Source organism: Planktotalea sp., from assembly GCF_050633725.1.
Classification (GTDB): domain Bacteria; phylum Pseudomonadota; class Alphaproteobacteria; order Rhodobacterales; family Rhodobacteraceae; genus Planktotalea.
Map to the genome: position 1 here is coordinate 39527 of NZ_JBOEHB010000026.1, position 15066 is coordinate 54592.

Genomic DNA, 15066 nt, shown 5'->3' on the forward strand with positions numbered 1-15066 from the left:
CTCTACCCCGGAAGTCCTAAAACGCGTTTCGAAATGATCGAGAGCATCACCTCACTGGTGCCTCCTTCAATCGAATTGGCCTTCGTGCGCAGCCAATCCCCCGCGCGATTGCCAAGTGGTCCGTCCCACTCAAGCGCATCCGATCCGCCTGCTGTCATCATCAATTCATGGCGATGTTTGTTCAACTCCGTGCCCATATATTTGAGCATGGCAGAGGCATCGCCCGCGCCCTGCCCCGCTTCGGATTGATCCTTAAACCGTTCAAGCGTCAGGCCAATCGCCATCGCATCCACTTCGCAGCGCATCGCATCGGCGCGCAGAACGTCGTCCATCTCTTCCATCGTGTCTTTGATCACAGCGCCCAAAGCGCGCCCGCCACCAGACAGCCCCGCGCCGCCACCAGAGATCATTTCGCGCTCATGGGTCAGCAGATATTTCGCCACGTCCCAGCCACGGTTTTCCGTGCCAACGATCTGCTCTTTCGAGACTTTCACATCAGTGAAAAACGTCTCGCAGAAGGGGGACGCGCCGCTGATCATTTTGATCGGCCGTGTCTCGATCCCTGCGTCTTCCATGCTCATCAAAAGGAAAGAAATCCCCTTGTGCTTGGCGGCGTCACGATCTGTGCGCACCAGAGCGAAAATCCAGTCGGCTTTGTCGGCATAGGACGTCCAAATCTTCTGGCCGTTTACCAACCAATGATCGCCCTGATCTGCGCCATGGGTTTGCACATTCGCCAAATCAGACCCTGCGCCCGGCTCGGAATAGCCCTGACACCAACGCACTTCGCCGCGCGCGACAGGGGGCAGATAGTGCAGCTTTTGCTCGTGCGTTCCGAAATGCAAAAGCGCAGGCCCGAGCATCCAGATGCCAAAGCTTTCGAGCGGCGAGCGCGCATTGATCCGCGCCATTTCTTCGTCGAAAATCTTTTCCTGATCACGGCTAAAACCAGCCCCGCCATATTCAACTGGCCAAGTCGGGACCGTGTACCCTTTGGCCGCACAGCGCTCTAGCCAAACCCTCTGGGCATCGCTGGTAAACTCCCAGTTCTTGCCGCCCCAGCATATGCTGTCCTCGGCCAACATCCCGTCACGCATTTCCTCTGGGCAGTTCTCTTCTAGCCACGCGCGTAGCTCGTCGCGGAATCCATCTAAGGGGTTCGCACTCATTCAAATTTCCTCCCGTAAAGACGTCACGTCAAACTGCGGACATCCGTTCCGCTATGCAGAATGGGCGGCTGAATTGCGATTGACAAGATGCGACGCCACGTCTCACCTTCGAAGAAATTCCGATGGGGAGAAACAAATGAAATCGATGCTGAGCAATGAAGTTGGCGGTCCGGAAACGCTGGTTCTTACTAATTTACCTGCGCCAGAGCCGAAGAAAAATCAGGTCCGTATCAAGGTTCACGCAGCAGGCGTAAACTTTCCTGACACCCTGATAATTCGCGACCTTTACCAGATGAAACCGCTCCGCCCTTTCGCGCCGGGCGGCGAGATCGCCGGCGAAGTCGAAGCGCTTGGCGAGGGCGTTACACACCTGAGCGTTGGGGATCGCGTTTTGGGAATGACGGGCTTTGGTGGCTTCTCTACCCATGTGGTTGCCGAAGCGGCGCAGGTGGTGAAAATTCCCGATGACATGCCCTATGACGAAGCCGCCTGCTTTGTTCTGACATACGGCACGTCGCATCACGCTTTGAAGGACCGCGCCCAGATTAAAGAGGGTGAAACCCTACTGATTCTTGGCGCCGCAGGCGGCGTCGGCGTTGCTGCGATAGAGCTCGGCAAAGCCGCAGGCGCGCGCGTTATTGCTGCTGTTTCCTCTGAGGAGAAAGCGCAGTTCTGCAAAGAGGTCGGCGCGGATGACACCCTGATTTATTCTCGCGATATGTCTGATCGCGCGGCGCAAAAAGAGTTCTCAAACCAGATCAAAGCGCTCTCAGGCAGCAAGGGTGTAGACGTCATTTATGATGCGGTTGGAGGAGATTATGCCGAACCTGCTGTGCGCTCTCTCGCGTGGAAAGGGCGTTATCTTGTCGTCGGTTTCCCCGCTGGCATCCCCAGCATTCCGCTCAATCTGACGCTGCTCAAAGGCTGTCAGATTGTTGGCGTCTTTTGGGGCGCGCACACAATGCGCGAGCCGCAAAACCACGCCGAGAACATGGGGGATTTGTTCCGCCTATATGGCGAAGGCAAGATCAAACCGCGCATCTCTGCCAGCTACCCGCTCGAGAAAGCAGGCGAGGCGCTGCAACTGCTGCAAGACCGCAAGGTACTTGGCAAAGTTGTGGTGACGATGGGTTAGGTCGGCAGATGCGAGACCTCATTGAACCCACGCAGGATCATTTGATCACCGTTGATCACAAGACGACTGATCGATCCGTTTTCTGCGCCGTGAAAGGCAAAGGCAGGCGATCCCGTCGCCACCGCCAGCGCCGCGCCGATCACCCCGCCATGCACGACAACGGCGACCAATTCATCCGCATGAGCCGCAGCGATCCGCAGCAACCCCCGGCGCACCCGCGTTTGCAATTGCGCCGTGGTTTCAGCCCCTGGAATTTCGCCCCACTCTTCACGCTCCTTCGCGCGCAAAAACGCAGGATCACCCGCCGCCGCGCGAAAGCGGTATTCACCGCCATCCCAATCGCCCAAAAACACCTCGTGCAAGTCAGGGTCAACGCGCGGTGCCAATCCCAAATGCCCCGCAAGCGGCGCAGCCGTTTGATGGGTACGCTGCATCTTGGTCACATATATCGCCCCAATCGGCGCAGCCTTCAAACGCGCACCAACAGCCAGCGCCTGAACCTCCCCATCAGGATGCAACGCAGGATCACCCTGCCCATCCACCATCGGGAAATTTTGCCCGCGCACCGCCGCTTGCGTCTCTCCATGCCTGATCAACAACAGGTCTGCCGCGCCTTTGGGCGGTGTAAATCTATGCTGGCGTGCTTCGCTCATTCCAAACCTCTTATCGCTTTTTCACACTAGGACACATCCGATGCAAAACCACCAGATCACGATTGCTGAACTGCCAACCGACGCGCTGACAGAGGCGCATTTCCAAAAGGGTGACGCGCCAATGCCAGAACCCAAAGACGGCGAAGTCCTCTTGCGCGTGATTCTCATGTCCATCGACGCCGCCAACCGTTCATGGATGAAGGGCGCAACCTACCGCGCCGCCGTCAACAAGGGCGATGCGATGCCCACCTATGCAATCTGCGAAGTTGCCGCGTCCAACAGCCCGCGCCTTGCCGTTGGCGACATCGTTGCCGCCGAAGCCACGTGGTCTAACTACGTCACCGCCAAGGCCCATAAGGTGCAAAAACTGCCTAAAGTCGACAGGCTCTCGCACCTTATGTCCGTCTATGGAATCGCGGGCAAAACCGCCTTTCATGGGTTGATGTCCATCGGTCAGCCGCTTGCTGGCGAAACCGTTCTCGTCTCTGCCGCCGCAGGTTCGGTCGGGGGATACGTTGGTCAAATCGCCAAAGCATTGGGGTGCCGCGTCGTCGGCATCGCGGGGGGGCCAGAGAAATGCGCATGGGTGGTGGATGAACTCGGCTTTGACGCATGCGTCGACTATCGCGCCGGCGGTCTTAGCAAGGCATTGTTCAAGGCCTGCCCCGATGGCGCAGACGTCTATTTCGACAACGTGGGCGGCAAGGTTCTGGAATCCGCGCTTAATGTGATGAATGAAAAGGGCCGCGTCATCTGCTGCGGCGCGATCAGCCAATATGACACCGACACTCCATCAGGCCCGCGCAACCTGCCCGGTGCAATCGTGGTGAAACGCCTCAAAATGGAAGGCTTCATCGTGATGGATTTCGCCCATAACGACGCCAAATGTATCCGTGCGATGCAGCAATGGGTCGCAAACGGTCAGATCAAAGTCTTCGAGGACATCGTTGAGGGTCTGGAAAACGCGCCCCAAGCGCTGATCGGGCTTTTGAACGGCGACAACAAAGGCAAACGTATGGTGCGCGTTGCTGCGGATCCAAGCTGAAGGAATACGCTGATGTCATCGCTTCAAAACGCGCTCGAACTAAGCAAAACTCAAATCGGCACAGAGGTCGGCGTGTCCAACTGGATCACCGTTGATCAACAGATGATCGACGAATTTGCCAAGACCACCCAAGACGAGCAATGGATTCACATTGATCCAGAGCGCGCCGCCAAAGAAACCCCGTTCGGCGGCACCATCGCGCATGGGTTCCTGACGCTCTCGCTTGCCAGCCGCTTTGCCTATGACTGCTTTTCCGAAATGGACGGTCAGGTCATGGGCATTAACTACGGAATGAACAAGTTGCGCTTCTTGATGCCAGTGCGCGCAGGATCACGGCTTCGCGGGCGGTTCACCTTGCAAGACGCCACCGCTCGCAACGCAACCGATCTTTTGCGCACAAATATCCTCACAATCGAAATCGAAGGCGAAGAAACGCCTGCTTTGGTCGCCGAATGGCTCGGCCTTGCGATCTTCAAAGACTAAGGAAAAGAGACACATGGACTTAGATCAAGCCATCACCGAACGCCGCTCCATTCGCGGCTTTACCGACAAACCTGTCCCAAAAGAACTGCTGGAAGAGATCATCGCGCTGGCCAATCGCGCGCCCTCGTCGATGAACACCCAGCCTTGGCACCTGCATGTGTTGACGGGCGAGCCGCTGGAGCAAGTGCGCAAGGGCAATACCGAACGTATGCTTGGCGGCGTCAAGCCGACACGCGACATCGAAGATTACGCTGAATACGAAGGCGTGCACCGCGAACGTCAGATCGAAATCGCCGTGCAATTGTTCGAGGTCATGGGGATCGAGCGCGGCGATAAAGAAAAGCGCCAAGATTGGGTCATGCGCGGCTTTCGCCAGTTCGACGCGCCCGTGTCCATCGTCGTGTGCTTTGACCGCTCGCTTTTGACCAATACGATCGCCCATTTCGATACAGGCGCGATGACCAACTCGCTTGTACTTGCCGCTTGGGCGCGTGGCCTTGGCGCAGTGATCAACGGACAAGGCATCATGCAAAGCCCAGTAGTGCGCGAAGTCGCTGGCATTCCCGAGGATCAGATCATTCTCACCTGCGTTGCCCTTGGTTGGCCAGACGATGACTTTGTTGCCAACTCAGTCATCTCGCGGCGTCGCCCGATCAGCAACACGACCAAATTCTTGGGATTTGACGACTAACCGCTTTATTCGGCCATTTGCCGATCAACTTGCTGTTCTTCGTTGATCATCGCTTGCAACTGCCTGCGAAACCGCAACGGGCCACCATCAATCGGCAAATCGATATGCGGCGAGGTCTTCTCGCTCATCCCGATTTGCACTTCGTTCAGCACGGCGCGATCCTCTTCAAAGGCGTGCTGAACATCCTCGCTCATCATCTTTGACAAAGCTTCGTCTTCAGGGCGAATATTGCGCAGTTGGAACCAATAATACCGCGTCTCGCTTTCGGTGGTTGGCGTCATGAAATTGTAGCTGTCCATGATAAACGTGTTCTCATGCAGCGGCCCATCAACACCGCCGGTGCCCGCAGGGGTAAACACCGCCCTAATCAGCGCATGTGCAGGATAGCGCACTTCATAATGCTGCAAGCGATCGCAATTGCCGTCAAATTCAACCACCTTCTTGTAAAATGGCGCAGGCTCGTGATCCATCATCCAGCGATGCACGATCACGCCCTCGTCGGTCTTCGTCACCCGCAACGGCGTGTCCTTGGTCGCCGGGGCTGCGAATGAGCTTTGATGCACCCAGGCCACATGGGTCGGATCAAGCAGGTTGTCGCACATCAGCAAATAGTTGCAATTCAGCTCCATCGCCGCGCCGCGATTGATACCCCAATCGGGGCTATCATAGTTCTCGATTTCGATAATGTCCTCGGGATCAGCAATCGCCGCATTGCCCATCCAAATCCACACAAGCCCGTATTTCTCATGCACAGGATAGGGCCGAACGCGCGCAGCCGATGGAATTCGCCCGCCCCCCGGTGCCCAAACACATTGCCCCGCGCAATCAAACGTCAGCCCATGATAGCCGCACTCGACCGTATCGCCCTTGATTCGACCCTTGGAGAGCGGCAGCTTGCGATGCGGACAAGCATCCTCCATCGCGATGACTTCACCTTCGGAATTGCGAAACATGCAGATCTTCTCGCCCAGCACTTTGACCTGCTGCAACTCATTTACAATCTCATTGCTCCAAGCAGCGACATACCATGCATTCTTCAAAAACATCTGTTTTCCTCACTGTGGTAAGAGACCAAACTTGTTTCCCTTAATGACCAAACTGGTTTCAGCTCACAAGGGCCGACAAGAGATTGGCAAAACACAGGTCTTGATAATCCACTTGCGCGAATCCCGCCTTTCGGTCAATAGTCACGGAAAAAGATGGGTACACGATAAAAACCGTGACCTGATTAGCTAGACACTAAATTGGTGCTGGCCCGAGCAAAGCAGAGCCTAATAAGGCGCAAGAGAGCAGACCATGACAAGAGCCCCGTCCGAGGACTCCCTCAATAGTGTTATTCGTCACCATTCAGAATGGCTGGCAAACCAGTTGCATGTCCAGCGCGAAAACCTGTTTCCGCCGGATGCCTCCAAACAAATGCGCACCTTTACCTCTGGTGAGGCCGCAGCACTACTTGGGATCAACGACAGTTACCTGCGCAAACTGCATCTGGACGGCAAAGGCCCTAATCCCGAAGTGACCAGCGGCAATCGTCGCCACTATAGCGCCCATGACGTGCAAGCGCTGCGCGAGTTGCTTGAAAAAACCGCGCGCAATCCCGGCGATTACCTTCCCGGTCGGCGCGACGGGGATCATTTGCAAATTATCGGCGTGATGAACTTCAAAGGCGGCTCAGGCAAGACCACCACCTCTGCGCATCTCGCGCAATATCTTGCCCTGCAAGGCTACCGCGTTCTTGCCATTGACCTTGATCCACAAGCCTCGCTCACGGCCCTTCACGGCGTGCAGCCAGAGGTCGATCTACCAGAGGGTGGCACGCTCTATGATGCGATCCGTTATGAGGACCCTGTCCCGATAAAGTCGGTTATTAGACCCACATATATCCCCAATCTGGACCTCATTCCCGGCAATCTCGAACTGATGGAGTTTGAACACGAAACCCCTCGCGCGCTCAGCAGCGGCAATGCGGGGCTGTTCTTTTTCCGCGTAAAGGATGCGCTAGAATCCGTGCAGGAAGATTACGACATCGTTGTCATCGATTGCCCACCCCAGCTTGGCTTTCTCACCATGTCCGCGCTCTCTGCCGCGACAGGCGTGTTGGTCACGATCCACCCCGAAATGCTCGACGTTATGTCGATGAGCCAGTTTCTACGCATGACCGCCGATTTGATGGACGTCATTGCAGACAGCGGCGCAGATATGTCCCACGATTGGATGCGCTATGTGCTCACGCGATATGAACCCTCCGACGCGCCGCAAAACCGCATCGTTGCTTTCCTGCGCACCATGTATGGGGACAATGTGCTGAACGCGCCAATGCTCAAATCCACCGCGATCTCCGATGCGGGACTGACCAAGCAAACTCTCTACGAAGTCGAACGCTCCAGCTTTACCCGCGCCACCTATGATCGTGCGCGCGAAAGCCTTGATGCGCTCAATGGCGAGGTCGCTGACTTGATCCAGAAAACATGGGGCCGCACATGAGCGATAGCAAAAAGAAGCGCATGGCAATGCTCGATACCTTGGCGGCCGCTGGCTCTCCTGCTCCGCCCCCGTCCATGTCCACCTCGCGCCCCTTGCGCGCGGCGCGCGACGCTGTGGACAGTCACAAGGTTTGGGATCTCGATCCTTACCACATCATTGATGATCGCATCGCAGACCGCCTTGATCCAACTGACATCGACGATCTGCGCGCCTCGATAGAGGCGACGGGCCAAACCGTGCCCATTCTTGTGCGGCGTCATCCCAGCGAAAAAGATCGCTATCTTTTGGTCTATGGCCGTAGACGCCTAGAGGCCATTCGCCGCTCAGATAGCGTGCAAACGATCAAAGCGCTCATTGCCAATCTTGATCAGGATCACGCTGTCGAAGCGCAGATTTCCGAAAACATGGCGCGCCGCGATCTCAGCTATATCGAAAAAGCGCTCTTTGCCCATGAGCTGATTGAAAGCGGGTTTGGCAATCAAATCCGCGTCGCCGAGGTGCTGACAGTTACCAAGTCCTCGATCTCAATGGCGCTTGGCATCATCTCTGCCGTCGGCCCCGAACTTGTGCGCGCGATTGGCCCTGCACATAGCGTTGGCCGCCCGCGTTGGGACGCCTTGGGTCAAGCCATCGAAGCCGCGCGTTACACGCCGCAAGAACTGATCGACATCGCTGAGAACGCTCGCGATGCCCGCCTTGTTGATGCGGTTATTCAAGACCCCGAACAGGGCGATCTTTCCGTTGAGGTGTTTGAAGCCCTTTGGAGCAAACTCGCCCCCCCTGCCCCGCAAAAACCATCCAAAGCCAAGGCCAAACCAAAGGCCCAAGCCCTGACAACAGATGGCAAGATTGCAGGATCGCTCAGCCGCACATCCACAGGGTTAAGAGTAGAGCTACAACAAGGTCCGTTTGCAGATTGGCTAGAAACCCAAATGCAAGACGTGCTGGACGATCTTCACACGCGCTTTAACCAGCGCAATGAGGACTAAACGAGCAATGATAATAACAGGAGGCACTTAGCAGACATAGAAAAGGTCCCGCAAAGCATTCACCCCACGAGACCCTTGTAAGTAGCATTTCAAAGGTAGGGTTCAGAGCAATTTTTCGCAAGTCCAAAGTGATTCGCGGGCCCAATAAACTTGTCTTTCGTGTAAAAAATTATGAGCTATCACCCCAGAACGCCGTTTCGGCGCGCCTATGATGCTGCGCGTCTAAAAGATTTCGCGCAGCCAACCCCGAACCCACAAGCAAGCCCAGTCGATAAATGGGAGGTGCTTCGCGAACTAGGCGTCGCGCGCAAGTCCTTTGAATTATCCGATCGCACTTTGACCGTGTTGCAGGCCTTGTTGAGTTTTCACCAAGACACCGTGCTCAGCATTAAGAACGAGCCACCCATCATCTATCCCGCCAACGCCACGATCTGCGCGCGGTTGAATGGCATGCCCTGCTCAACGATGCGCCGCCACCTCGCCAGCTTGATCAAGGCTGGGTTTCTCATTCGACGAGACAGCCCAAATGGAAAGCGTTTCAAGCGTAGTTTTGGCTCCGAGCAACAAGCCTTTGGGTTTGATCTGACACCGTTGGTCATTCGCTACGAAGAAATCAGAGCGACCGCCGATATCGCTCGTGCAGAAAAGGTTAAGATCGACCAACTACGTCTTAACACCTCCTTAATGCTTCGCGATTTAACTGCTCTCTCAGAACTCGCAAAACTGGAACGCGCCGAACTTGAAATCTGGAATGCTTTTGAGGATCAGGCAAAGTTGTATGCACGTGAATTGCGCCGCAAGTTGAATGGAGAACAGTTAGAGCTTTTGACCTCAAAAGTTGCTTCTACATTGGCAGAACTTCAAGCCACGATCAGCACACATTTTCCAGAAGAAATGAGCAGCACAGAAGCTCAAAATGAGCAACACCATCATAATTCAATTATAGAAATAGAAGATGAAAACCTAGTGGAGAAGGACCAAGCAGAAACCGGCGATGAGCTTCAAAAGTCAAAAATCTCGCTCGCTTTCGTACGGTCAAATTGCTTAGAAATTGGCAGCTACTTTTCAGAACCGTTGAACACTTGGTCAGACCTCATTCACGCATCTGATCGGGTTAGACCTATGATGGGCATTTCGTCGGCGATTTGGAAAGGCGCTGTGAAATCAATGGGAATTGAACAGGCTGCAATTGTTATTGTTGCGATGTTAGAGCGGTTTGGCGAAATCAGGTCTCCGAACGGATATTTGCGGCACTTAACGAGCAAGGCTGAGCAGGGAAAATTCACCTGCAACCCGATGCTCTTGGCTATTTCTAGACGACGACTGGCATAGAGTTCACAGTTGTGAACTCGCCTCTTGCAACTCAAAGTTCACAACTGTGAACTTTTCCTTACCTGTACGAGCGTGGCGCTTTGCGCAGAGATGACCATTGCTTGGGGCAGTGACCATAGATGATAAAAGCATCGTCTTTTCCAGCGAGGTCTAACAATCGGTTAGCACTCTTCAAGGCTGCTGATTCGTCCCATGAACCAGCAAATCCTTGATCCACTTCGCAGGGTCGTGAAATGGCATCGCTTGTCAAAAGAATAGGGCCCGTGTCTGGCAACGTTAACAAGAACGCGAGCTGACCTGGAGTGTGACCTGGGACATGTAAAATACAAAACGACGGGGCGAGCAGGGTGTCTTGCTTGATTAGGAAATAGTCACGATCGGGCCATTCAAGCGATTGGGTATCAGCCCAATAGATTGGCTGAGGTAAAGCGCGTTCATGTTGGGACATGAGGATTGGGCAGTCTGGGAAGTCTGCAATTCCACCCACGTGATCAATATGGGTATGTGTTATGATAAGAAGATCAATCTCAGAGGTATCAATGCCACAAAGAGCGAGTTGTTCGTGGGGGAAGTTTTGTGGCTCTAGGGTTAGGAGTTCACCAAACGTTAACAACCCGTCCTCTTCGGAGGCCGCTTGTGCATCGCGTTGGTATCTACGGTGAAACCCTGTGTCGATGAGAATGTTCTCGCCTGCGCTGGTGCGGATAAGAAAACCACAGATTCCGATAATCCGTTTGTCAGAATGAACTTGGAAAAGACCATAGTCCAAAATGAAAAGCTGAGTCGGGCTTCCCTTGATATAGCCATCTAGGTTCATGTGCCTGCATCCCATGCTTCGCTGCTGGAAGGGATATGGTATGACATTTGCGAGCATTCCCAAAGATGAAAGGGCAGGGGGCAGAATAGGGTTTCTATTCTGCCCTCGGCTCAGGTATTGGGGCGCAGATCAAACGGAGAAAGCCTGTGTCTGAGCTGTCATTGCCGCCCATGTTTGCCACAATTATCTTTGTATTGGGCTGTTGGGCTGGGCATCGTTACCGGCGCGTCTGGAAGGACGAGGGGCCAACCTGGCAGCTTTGGATGTATGGATTGCTGGCAGCAACGGCGTTTTTAAGCGTAGCGTTTGTGCCGCTGAACCTAGGTGGCTAAAGGATCAAACCGCGTTTAGTCGGTTTGATCGAGGCCTGCGTTTTCAAGCATTTTACGTGCGCGGGGGCATTGAAGCCGTTCACGCAGAGGGCTGTCGGGATCAATGTCTTTCTTGCAAACGAGACATTGATCCGCATCAGAAATAGCATTTAGCCCGCCGCAGCTTCCTTTGATGGAGCGTCCCATTAACAGAACGCCCGCTGCCATGCCGAGCATGATCAGCATGAGTAAGCCAAAGGTCAGGAAAAACGTTGCCATTTCTGCAATCCTTTATGCGCTGATCTTTGCTTGGAACTGGGAGCTTGCAGTTGTGGTGAAGCCTGCGTTTGCTGCGTCGCGCTCGGTGAAGAGAACAGCGAGGCCTTGCTCTTCTGCGAGTGCGAGGCCTTCGTCTTTGCCAAGGATGTGGAAAGCGGTGGCCCATGCATCAGCTAACATTGCGTTATCTGCAAGAACGGTCGTCGCAGCAGTATTATGCGTAACCGGGCGAGAGGTGCGTGGATCAATCAGGTGCGAGAAACGCTGACCGTCTTGTTCAAAGAAATTGCGGTAATCACCAGACGAGGCGAGACCAACGTTAGAAACGGAGACAACATCAAGAACACCACGCGCGGATGCGTCAGGGGTTTCGATACCGATCTGCCAAGGTGTGCCATCAGCATTGAGACCAGAGGCATAAAGATCGCCGCCGATTTCAACCATGTAGTTTTTCACACCGAGATCTTCGAGCGCACGACCAACGAGGTCCGCGCCGTAGCCTTTACCAATTGCGGCAAGATAGACTTTTGCGTCGGCTTGTTTCTTTTGAAGCGCGCCAGATGCGACGTTCAAAGTGTTTGCGTGCCCTGACTTGGCCTGAGCTGCTGCAAGCTTGTCTGCGCTTGGAACGTTGAGCGTTTGAGCATCTGCGCCAAAGCCCCAGAGTTCGATCAAAGGACCAACGGTTGTGTCGAAGCTACCGCCGCTTGCCAGATGCACTTGCTCGGCTGCGTTCATGACTTCGGCAAACTCGGGAGAGACGTTGAGAGCGTCAAGCGAGGTGCTGGCATTGAAGCGAGACACTTCAGAGTTGGCATCCCAGTTGGACATCTGAGCGTTTACGACATTCAAAGCGTTGTTCACAGCGTTTGAAAGATCAGACTTGGTGACAGAGCGGGGCGCGTCAACGGCCGTTACATTATATGTGGTGCCCATTGTCAGGCCCGTGACCTTCAGAATGGAATCACCCAGTTTGCAGGCAGCGGCAAGACACAGCGGCATGACCATAAAGCTGCGGCGCGAGAGTTTTAGAGCTTGGGACACGGATATACCTCAATTCTTAATCGGGTGCGGTGTAGCACGGCAATGTTGTACTGTCCCGCGACAATATTGGTCTTTTCAACAGATTTTACCTCGGTTATCCAGCACGGAATACAATGGTACACAATACTTTTTGCTTTCCGCTTCTGTTGTATCTGATATGCGGTCCAAAAGTAGTCTCGACGAGGTTAGCAGTGCAGCGATTCGCATTAAAAAAAGGTCTGACCCTTTCCATTACGGGCGGGTTAACAAATGCCACTGAAGTCACACCCGACGTTAAGACAGTTGCGCTTCTTGGCGATGATTATATTGGGCTAAAACCGCGGTTGGCGGTTGAGGTCGGTGATCAGGTTGTTGCCGGTACCCCTGTGTTTTCACACAAAGATTCGCCTCTGGTTCAGGTCGTTTCCCCAGTTTCCGGACGAATCAAAGCGATTAATCGCGGTGCGCGACGCAAGCTCGTTAGCGTAGAGATCGAAGTGGGCGGCGAGGGCGCACCAATTGATTTTTCTGCTGTAGGTGATTCGTCTAGCGCTGATGGTTTGGCAGAGCGCCTTGCTACTGCTGGCCTCTGGACGTCGTTCAGAACGCGTCCTTATTCGAAAGTGCCTGAAATTGAGGCACGTCCGAGTGCGATTTTTGTCACGGCGATGGATTCGGAGCCTTTGGCCGCCGATCCCGCGCCGATCATTCGCGCGCAAGCAGATGCATTTGTCGAAGGCTTGAAAGCGATTGCGCGTTTGAGCGAAGGCAAGACGTATCTGTGCCGCGAGACAGGCGCGGATGTTCCTGGTGCGGATTTGGCCGAGGTTGAGCAGGCCGAGTTTTCTGGTCCGCATCCTGCTGGCCTTGCCGGCACGCATATTCATTTCCTTGAGCCGCTGCATGGTGACAAGTCGGTTTGGACGATTGGCTATCAAGATGTGATCGCGATTGGTCGTTTGTTGCAAACAGGGACATATGATGCTGCGCGCGTGATTGCGTTGACAGGGCCGATGTGTGCGAACCCGACTTTGGTACGCACGATTGTTGGCGCGTCGATGGACGATATTGCCGCTGCTGAGATGCCGTTTGATCGTCCTGTGCGGATGATTTCCGGCTCGGTTCTAAGCGGACGCATGGGGCAGGGGGCAGATGGTTATCTTAGCCGTTACGCGCGTCAGGTCACGTTGATCGAAGAAGATCACAAGCAGATCCCTATGGGTTGGATCCGCCCGATGTTTAGCAAATATGCGGTTCAGCCTGTTCTTGGCTCTGCCATGTCCAAGCGGTTGTTTCCTTTGACGTCGAATTTGAACGGTGGACGGCGCGCAATGGTGCCGGTTGGCACCTTTGAGACATTGATGCCGCAGGACTATTTGCCAACGCAATTGCTGCGCGCGCTTTTAACCATGGACACGGATCAAGCCCAAGCGCTTGGCGCGATGGAACTGGATGAAGAAGATTTGGGGCTGGCCGGTTTTGCCTGCCCTGCGAAATACGAATACGGGTTAGCGCTGCGCGATTGCCTAGCGACTATCGAGAAAGAGGGCTGATCGATGGGACTGAGAGATTTCTTTGACCGGATCGAGCCGGATTTCGTAAAGGGCGGTAAGTGGGAGCGATATTTCCCGATCTATGAAATGATCGAGAGCTTTATCTACACACCCAAGACTGTGACGACGGTTGCGCCACATGCGCGCTCTTACGTTGATATGAAGCGGATCATGACCTATGTGGTTCTGGCGACGATCCCTTGCATTTTGATGGGTCTTTATAATGTCGGGTTCCAGACCAATTCGGCGATTGCCGAGTTTGGTCCATCTGGCTGGCGCGCGAGCATCATTGGCGCGCTTGGAATCGGGTACAACCCAGCGAACCCGCTTGCGAATATGTTGCACGGTTTGATGTACTTCCTGCCGATTTATATCACCACGCTGGTTGCGGGTGGTGTTTTCGAGGTGATTTTTGCGACGGTTCGCCGCCATGAAGTTAACGAAGGTTTCCTTGTGACCTCGATGCTGTATGCGCTGATCCTGCCTGCGAGCACGCCTTTGTGGCAGGTCGCGCTAGGCATTATCTTTGGCGTTGTGATCGGCAAGGAAGTGTTTGGCGGAACGGGTAAGAACTTTCTTAACCCAGCTTTGACGGGTCGTGCGTTCCTGTATTTTGCATATCCTGCGCAGTTATCAGGCGATTCCGTTTGGGTGCCTGTGGATGGGTTTACTGGCGCAACGGCGTTGGCGGTCTCTGCTGCTGAAGGCTACCAAGCGCTGGCGGCGCAAGGTTTGACGTGGTGGGACAGCTTCCTTGGCTTTATGCCGGGCTCAATGGGTGAGACGTCAACGCTGGCGGCGCTGATTGGATTGGTGTTCCTGCTGGTCACTAAGATTGCCAACTACCGCATGGTACTAGGATGTCTTGGCGGCATGATCGGGTTCTCGCTGCTGCTCAACATGATCGGGTCTGACAGCAATCCGATGTTTGCGATGCCGTGGCATTGGCATCTGGTTGTGGGCGGGTATGCCTTTGGTCTTGTGTTCATGGTGACGGAGCCTGTTTCAGGATCGCACACCAACATGGGCCGCTATATTTACGGAGCCTTGATCGGCTTCATGGTGGTGATGATCCGCGTGGAGGGAATGATGCTGGCGATCC

15 protein-coding genes are annotated in these 15066 nt (G+C 54.5%); 9 read left to right on the forward strand and 6 right to left on the reverse strand.

All coding sequences use genetic code 11. From position 1 onward, the window contains the following. Nucleotides 1-2 precede the first annotated feature (2 nt). The gene (locus ACRBCU_RS16980; RefSeq protein ID WP_431366579.1) at nucleotides 3-1169 is read right to left on the reverse strand and encodes an acyl-CoA dehydrogenase family protein; all 1167 of its coding nucleotides are present in this window, start codon (nucleotides 1167-1169) and stop codon (nucleotides 3-5) included. A 136-nt stretch (nucleotides 1170-1305) separates the two neighbouring features. On the opposite strand from ACRBCU_RS16980, the gene ACRBCU_RS16985 reads away from it, so the two are divergent. Next, nucleotides 1306-2304: an NADPH:quinone oxidoreductase family protein gene (locus tag ACRBCU_RS16985; protein ID WP_431366580.1), complete on the forward strand. Its 999-nt coding sequence runs from the start codon at nucleotides 1306-1308 to the stop codon at nucleotides 2302-2304. On the opposite strand, the gene ACRBCU_RS16990 is transcribed toward ACRBCU_RS16985, so the two are convergent. Continuing rightward, complete coding sequence (locus ACRBCU_RS16990; RefSeq protein WP_431366581.1) at nucleotides 2301-2957, reverse strand: histidine phosphatase family protein; 657 nt, start codon at nucleotides 2955-2957, stop codon at nucleotides 2301-2303. The genes ACRBCU_RS16985 and ACRBCU_RS16990 overlap by 4 nt on opposite strands. A gap of 40 nt (nucleotides 2958-2997) precedes the next feature. On the opposite strand from ACRBCU_RS16990, the gene ACRBCU_RS16995 reads away from it, so the two are divergent. The 3 genes from ACRBCU_RS16995 to ACRBCU_RS17005 are packed head-to-tail and all read left to right on the forward strand — an operon-like array spanning nucleotide 2998 to nucleotide 5176. Then, nucleotides 2998-4002 carry an NADP-dependent oxidoreductase gene (locus ACRBCU_RS16995; protein ID WP_431366582.1) on the forward strand — a complete coding sequence of 335 codons (1005 nt, stop codon included), beginning with the start codon at nucleotides 2998-3000 and terminating at the stop codon, nucleotides 4000-4002. A gap of 12 nt (nucleotides 4003-4014) precedes the next feature. Further along, nucleotides 4015-4485, forward strand: a complete 471-nt coding sequence (locus ACRBCU_RS17000) for a MaoC family dehydratase (protein ID WP_431366583.1) — start codon at nucleotides 4015-4017, stop codon at nucleotides 4483-4485. A 13-nt stretch (nucleotides 4486-4498) separates the two neighbouring features. Then, nucleotides 4499-5176 carry a nitroreductase gene (locus ACRBCU_RS17005; protein ID WP_431366584.1) on the forward strand — a complete coding sequence of 226 codons (678 nt, stop codon included), beginning with the start codon at nucleotides 4499-4501 and terminating at the stop codon, nucleotides 5174-5176. 5 nt (nucleotides 5177-5181) lie between these two features. Here ACRBCU_RS17005 and ACRBCU_RS17010 read toward each other — a convergent pair whose 3' ends face one another. Then, complete coding sequence (locus ACRBCU_RS17010; protein WP_431366585.1) at nucleotides 5182-6222, reverse strand: Rieske 2Fe-2S domain-containing protein; 1041 nt, start codon at nucleotides 6220-6222, stop codon at nucleotides 5182-5184. 250 nt (nucleotides 6223-6472) lie between these two features. Between ACRBCU_RS17010 and repA the strand changes: the two genes are divergently transcribed. From repA to repC, 3 genes are all read left to right on the forward strand, one after another. Next, complete coding sequence (repA, locus tag ACRBCU_RS17015; RefSeq protein WP_431366586.1) at nucleotides 6473-7660, forward strand: plasmid partitioning protein RepA; 1188 nt, start codon at nucleotides 6473-6475, stop codon at nucleotides 7658-7660. Continuing rightward, complete coding sequence (gene repB / locus ACRBCU_RS17020; RefSeq protein ID WP_431366587.1) at nucleotides 7657-8649, forward strand: plasmid partitioning protein RepB; 993 nt, start codon at nucleotides 7657-7659, stop codon at nucleotides 8647-8649. The genes repA and repB overlap by 4 nt, the downstream gene beginning before the upstream one ends. 171 nt (nucleotides 8650-8820) lie before the next feature. Further along, nucleotides 8821-9981 carry a plasmid replication protein RepC gene (repC, locus tag ACRBCU_RS17025; RefSeq protein WP_431366588.1) on the forward strand — a complete coding sequence of 387 codons (1161 nt, stop codon included), beginning with the start codon at nucleotides 8821-8823 and terminating at the stop codon, nucleotides 9979-9981. A 58-nt stretch (nucleotides 9982-10039) separates the two neighbouring features. Here the strand turns inward: repC and ACRBCU_RS17030 are convergent, their stop codons facing one another. From ACRBCU_RS17030 to ACRBCU_RS17040, 3 genes are all read right to left on the reverse strand, one after another. Further along, on the reverse strand, nucleotides 10040-10798 hold the full coding sequence (locus ACRBCU_RS17030) for an N-acyl homoserine lactonase family protein (RefSeq protein WP_431366589.1): 759 nt from the start codon (nucleotides 10796-10798) through the stop codon (nucleotides 10040-10042). Between the two features lie 347 nt (nucleotides 10799-11145). Further along, complete coding sequence (gene nqrM / locus ACRBCU_RS17035) at nucleotides 11146-11388, reverse strand: (Na+)-NQR maturation NqrM (RefSeq protein ID WP_431366590.1); 243 nt, start codon at nucleotides 11386-11388, stop codon at nucleotides 11146-11148. A 12-nt stretch (nucleotides 11389-11400) separates the two neighbouring features. Beyond that, nucleotides 11401-12432 carry an FAD:protein FMN transferase gene (locus ACRBCU_RS17040; protein ID WP_431366591.1) on the reverse strand — a complete coding sequence of 344 codons (1032 nt, stop codon included), beginning with the start codon at nucleotides 12430-12432 and terminating at the stop codon, nucleotides 11401-11403. A 191-nt stretch (nucleotides 12433-12623) separates the two neighbouring features. On the opposite strand from ACRBCU_RS17040, the gene ACRBCU_RS17045 reads away from it, so the two are divergent. Next, nucleotides 12624-13964 (forward strand): Na(+)-translocating NADH-quinone reductase subunit A, encoded by a 1341-nt coding sequence (locus ACRBCU_RS17045; protein WP_431366592.1) that lies wholly within the window; start codon nucleotides 12624-12626, stop codon nucleotides 13962-13964. A 3-nt stretch (nucleotides 13965-13967) separates the two neighbouring features. Further along, nucleotides 13968-15066, forward strand: a 1099-nt coding sequence (locus ACRBCU_RS17050; protein ID WP_431366593.1) for an NADH:ubiquinone reductase (Na(+)-transporting) subunit B, incomplete at its 3' end; no start/stop codon positions are given.

Coding starts and splice junctions, on each gene's coding strand:
- ACRBCU_RS16980 (WP_431366579.1), bottom strand. CDS start 1,169: ATGAGTGCGAACCCCTTAGATGGATTCCGCGACGAGCTACGCGCGTGG.
- ACRBCU_RS16985 (WP_431366580.1), top strand. CDS start 1,306: ATGAAATCGATGCTGAGCAATGAAGTTGGCGGTCCGGAAACGCTGGTT.
- ACRBCU_RS16990 (WP_431366581.1), bottom strand. CDS start 2,957: ATGAGCGAAGCACGCCAGCATAGATTTACACCGCCCAAAGGCGCGGCA.
- ACRBCU_RS16995 (WP_431366582.1), top strand. CDS start 2,998: ATGCAAAACCACCAGATCACGATTGCTGAACTGCCAACCGACGCGCTG.
- ACRBCU_RS17000 (WP_431366583.1), top strand. CDS start 4,015: ATGTCATCGCTTCAAAACGCGCTCGAACTAAGCAAAACTCAAATCGGC.
- ACRBCU_RS17005 (WP_431366584.1), top strand. CDS start 4,499: ATGGACTTAGATCAAGCCATCACCGAACGCCGCTCCATTCGCGGCTTT.
- ACRBCU_RS17010 (WP_431366585.1), bottom strand. CDS start 6,222: ATGTTTTTGAAGAATGCATGGTATGTCGCTGCTTGGAGCAATGAGATT.
- repA (WP_431366586.1), top strand. CDS start 6,473: ATGACAAGAGCCCCGTCCGAGGACTCCCTCAATAGTGTTATTCGTCAC.
- repB (WP_431366587.1), top strand. CDS start 7,657: ATGAGCGATAGCAAAAAGAAGCGCATGGCAATGCTCGATACCTTGGCG.
- repC (WP_431366588.1), top strand. CDS start 8,821: ATGAGCTATCACCCCAGAACGCCGTTTCGGCGCGCCTATGATGCTGCG.
- ACRBCU_RS17030 (WP_431366589.1), bottom strand. CDS start 10,798: ATGAACCTAGATGGCTATATCAAGGGAAGCCCGACTCAGCTTTTCATT.
- nqrM (WP_431366590.1), bottom strand. CDS start 11,388: ATGGCAACGTTTTTCCTGACCTTTGGCTTACTCATGCTGATCATGCTC.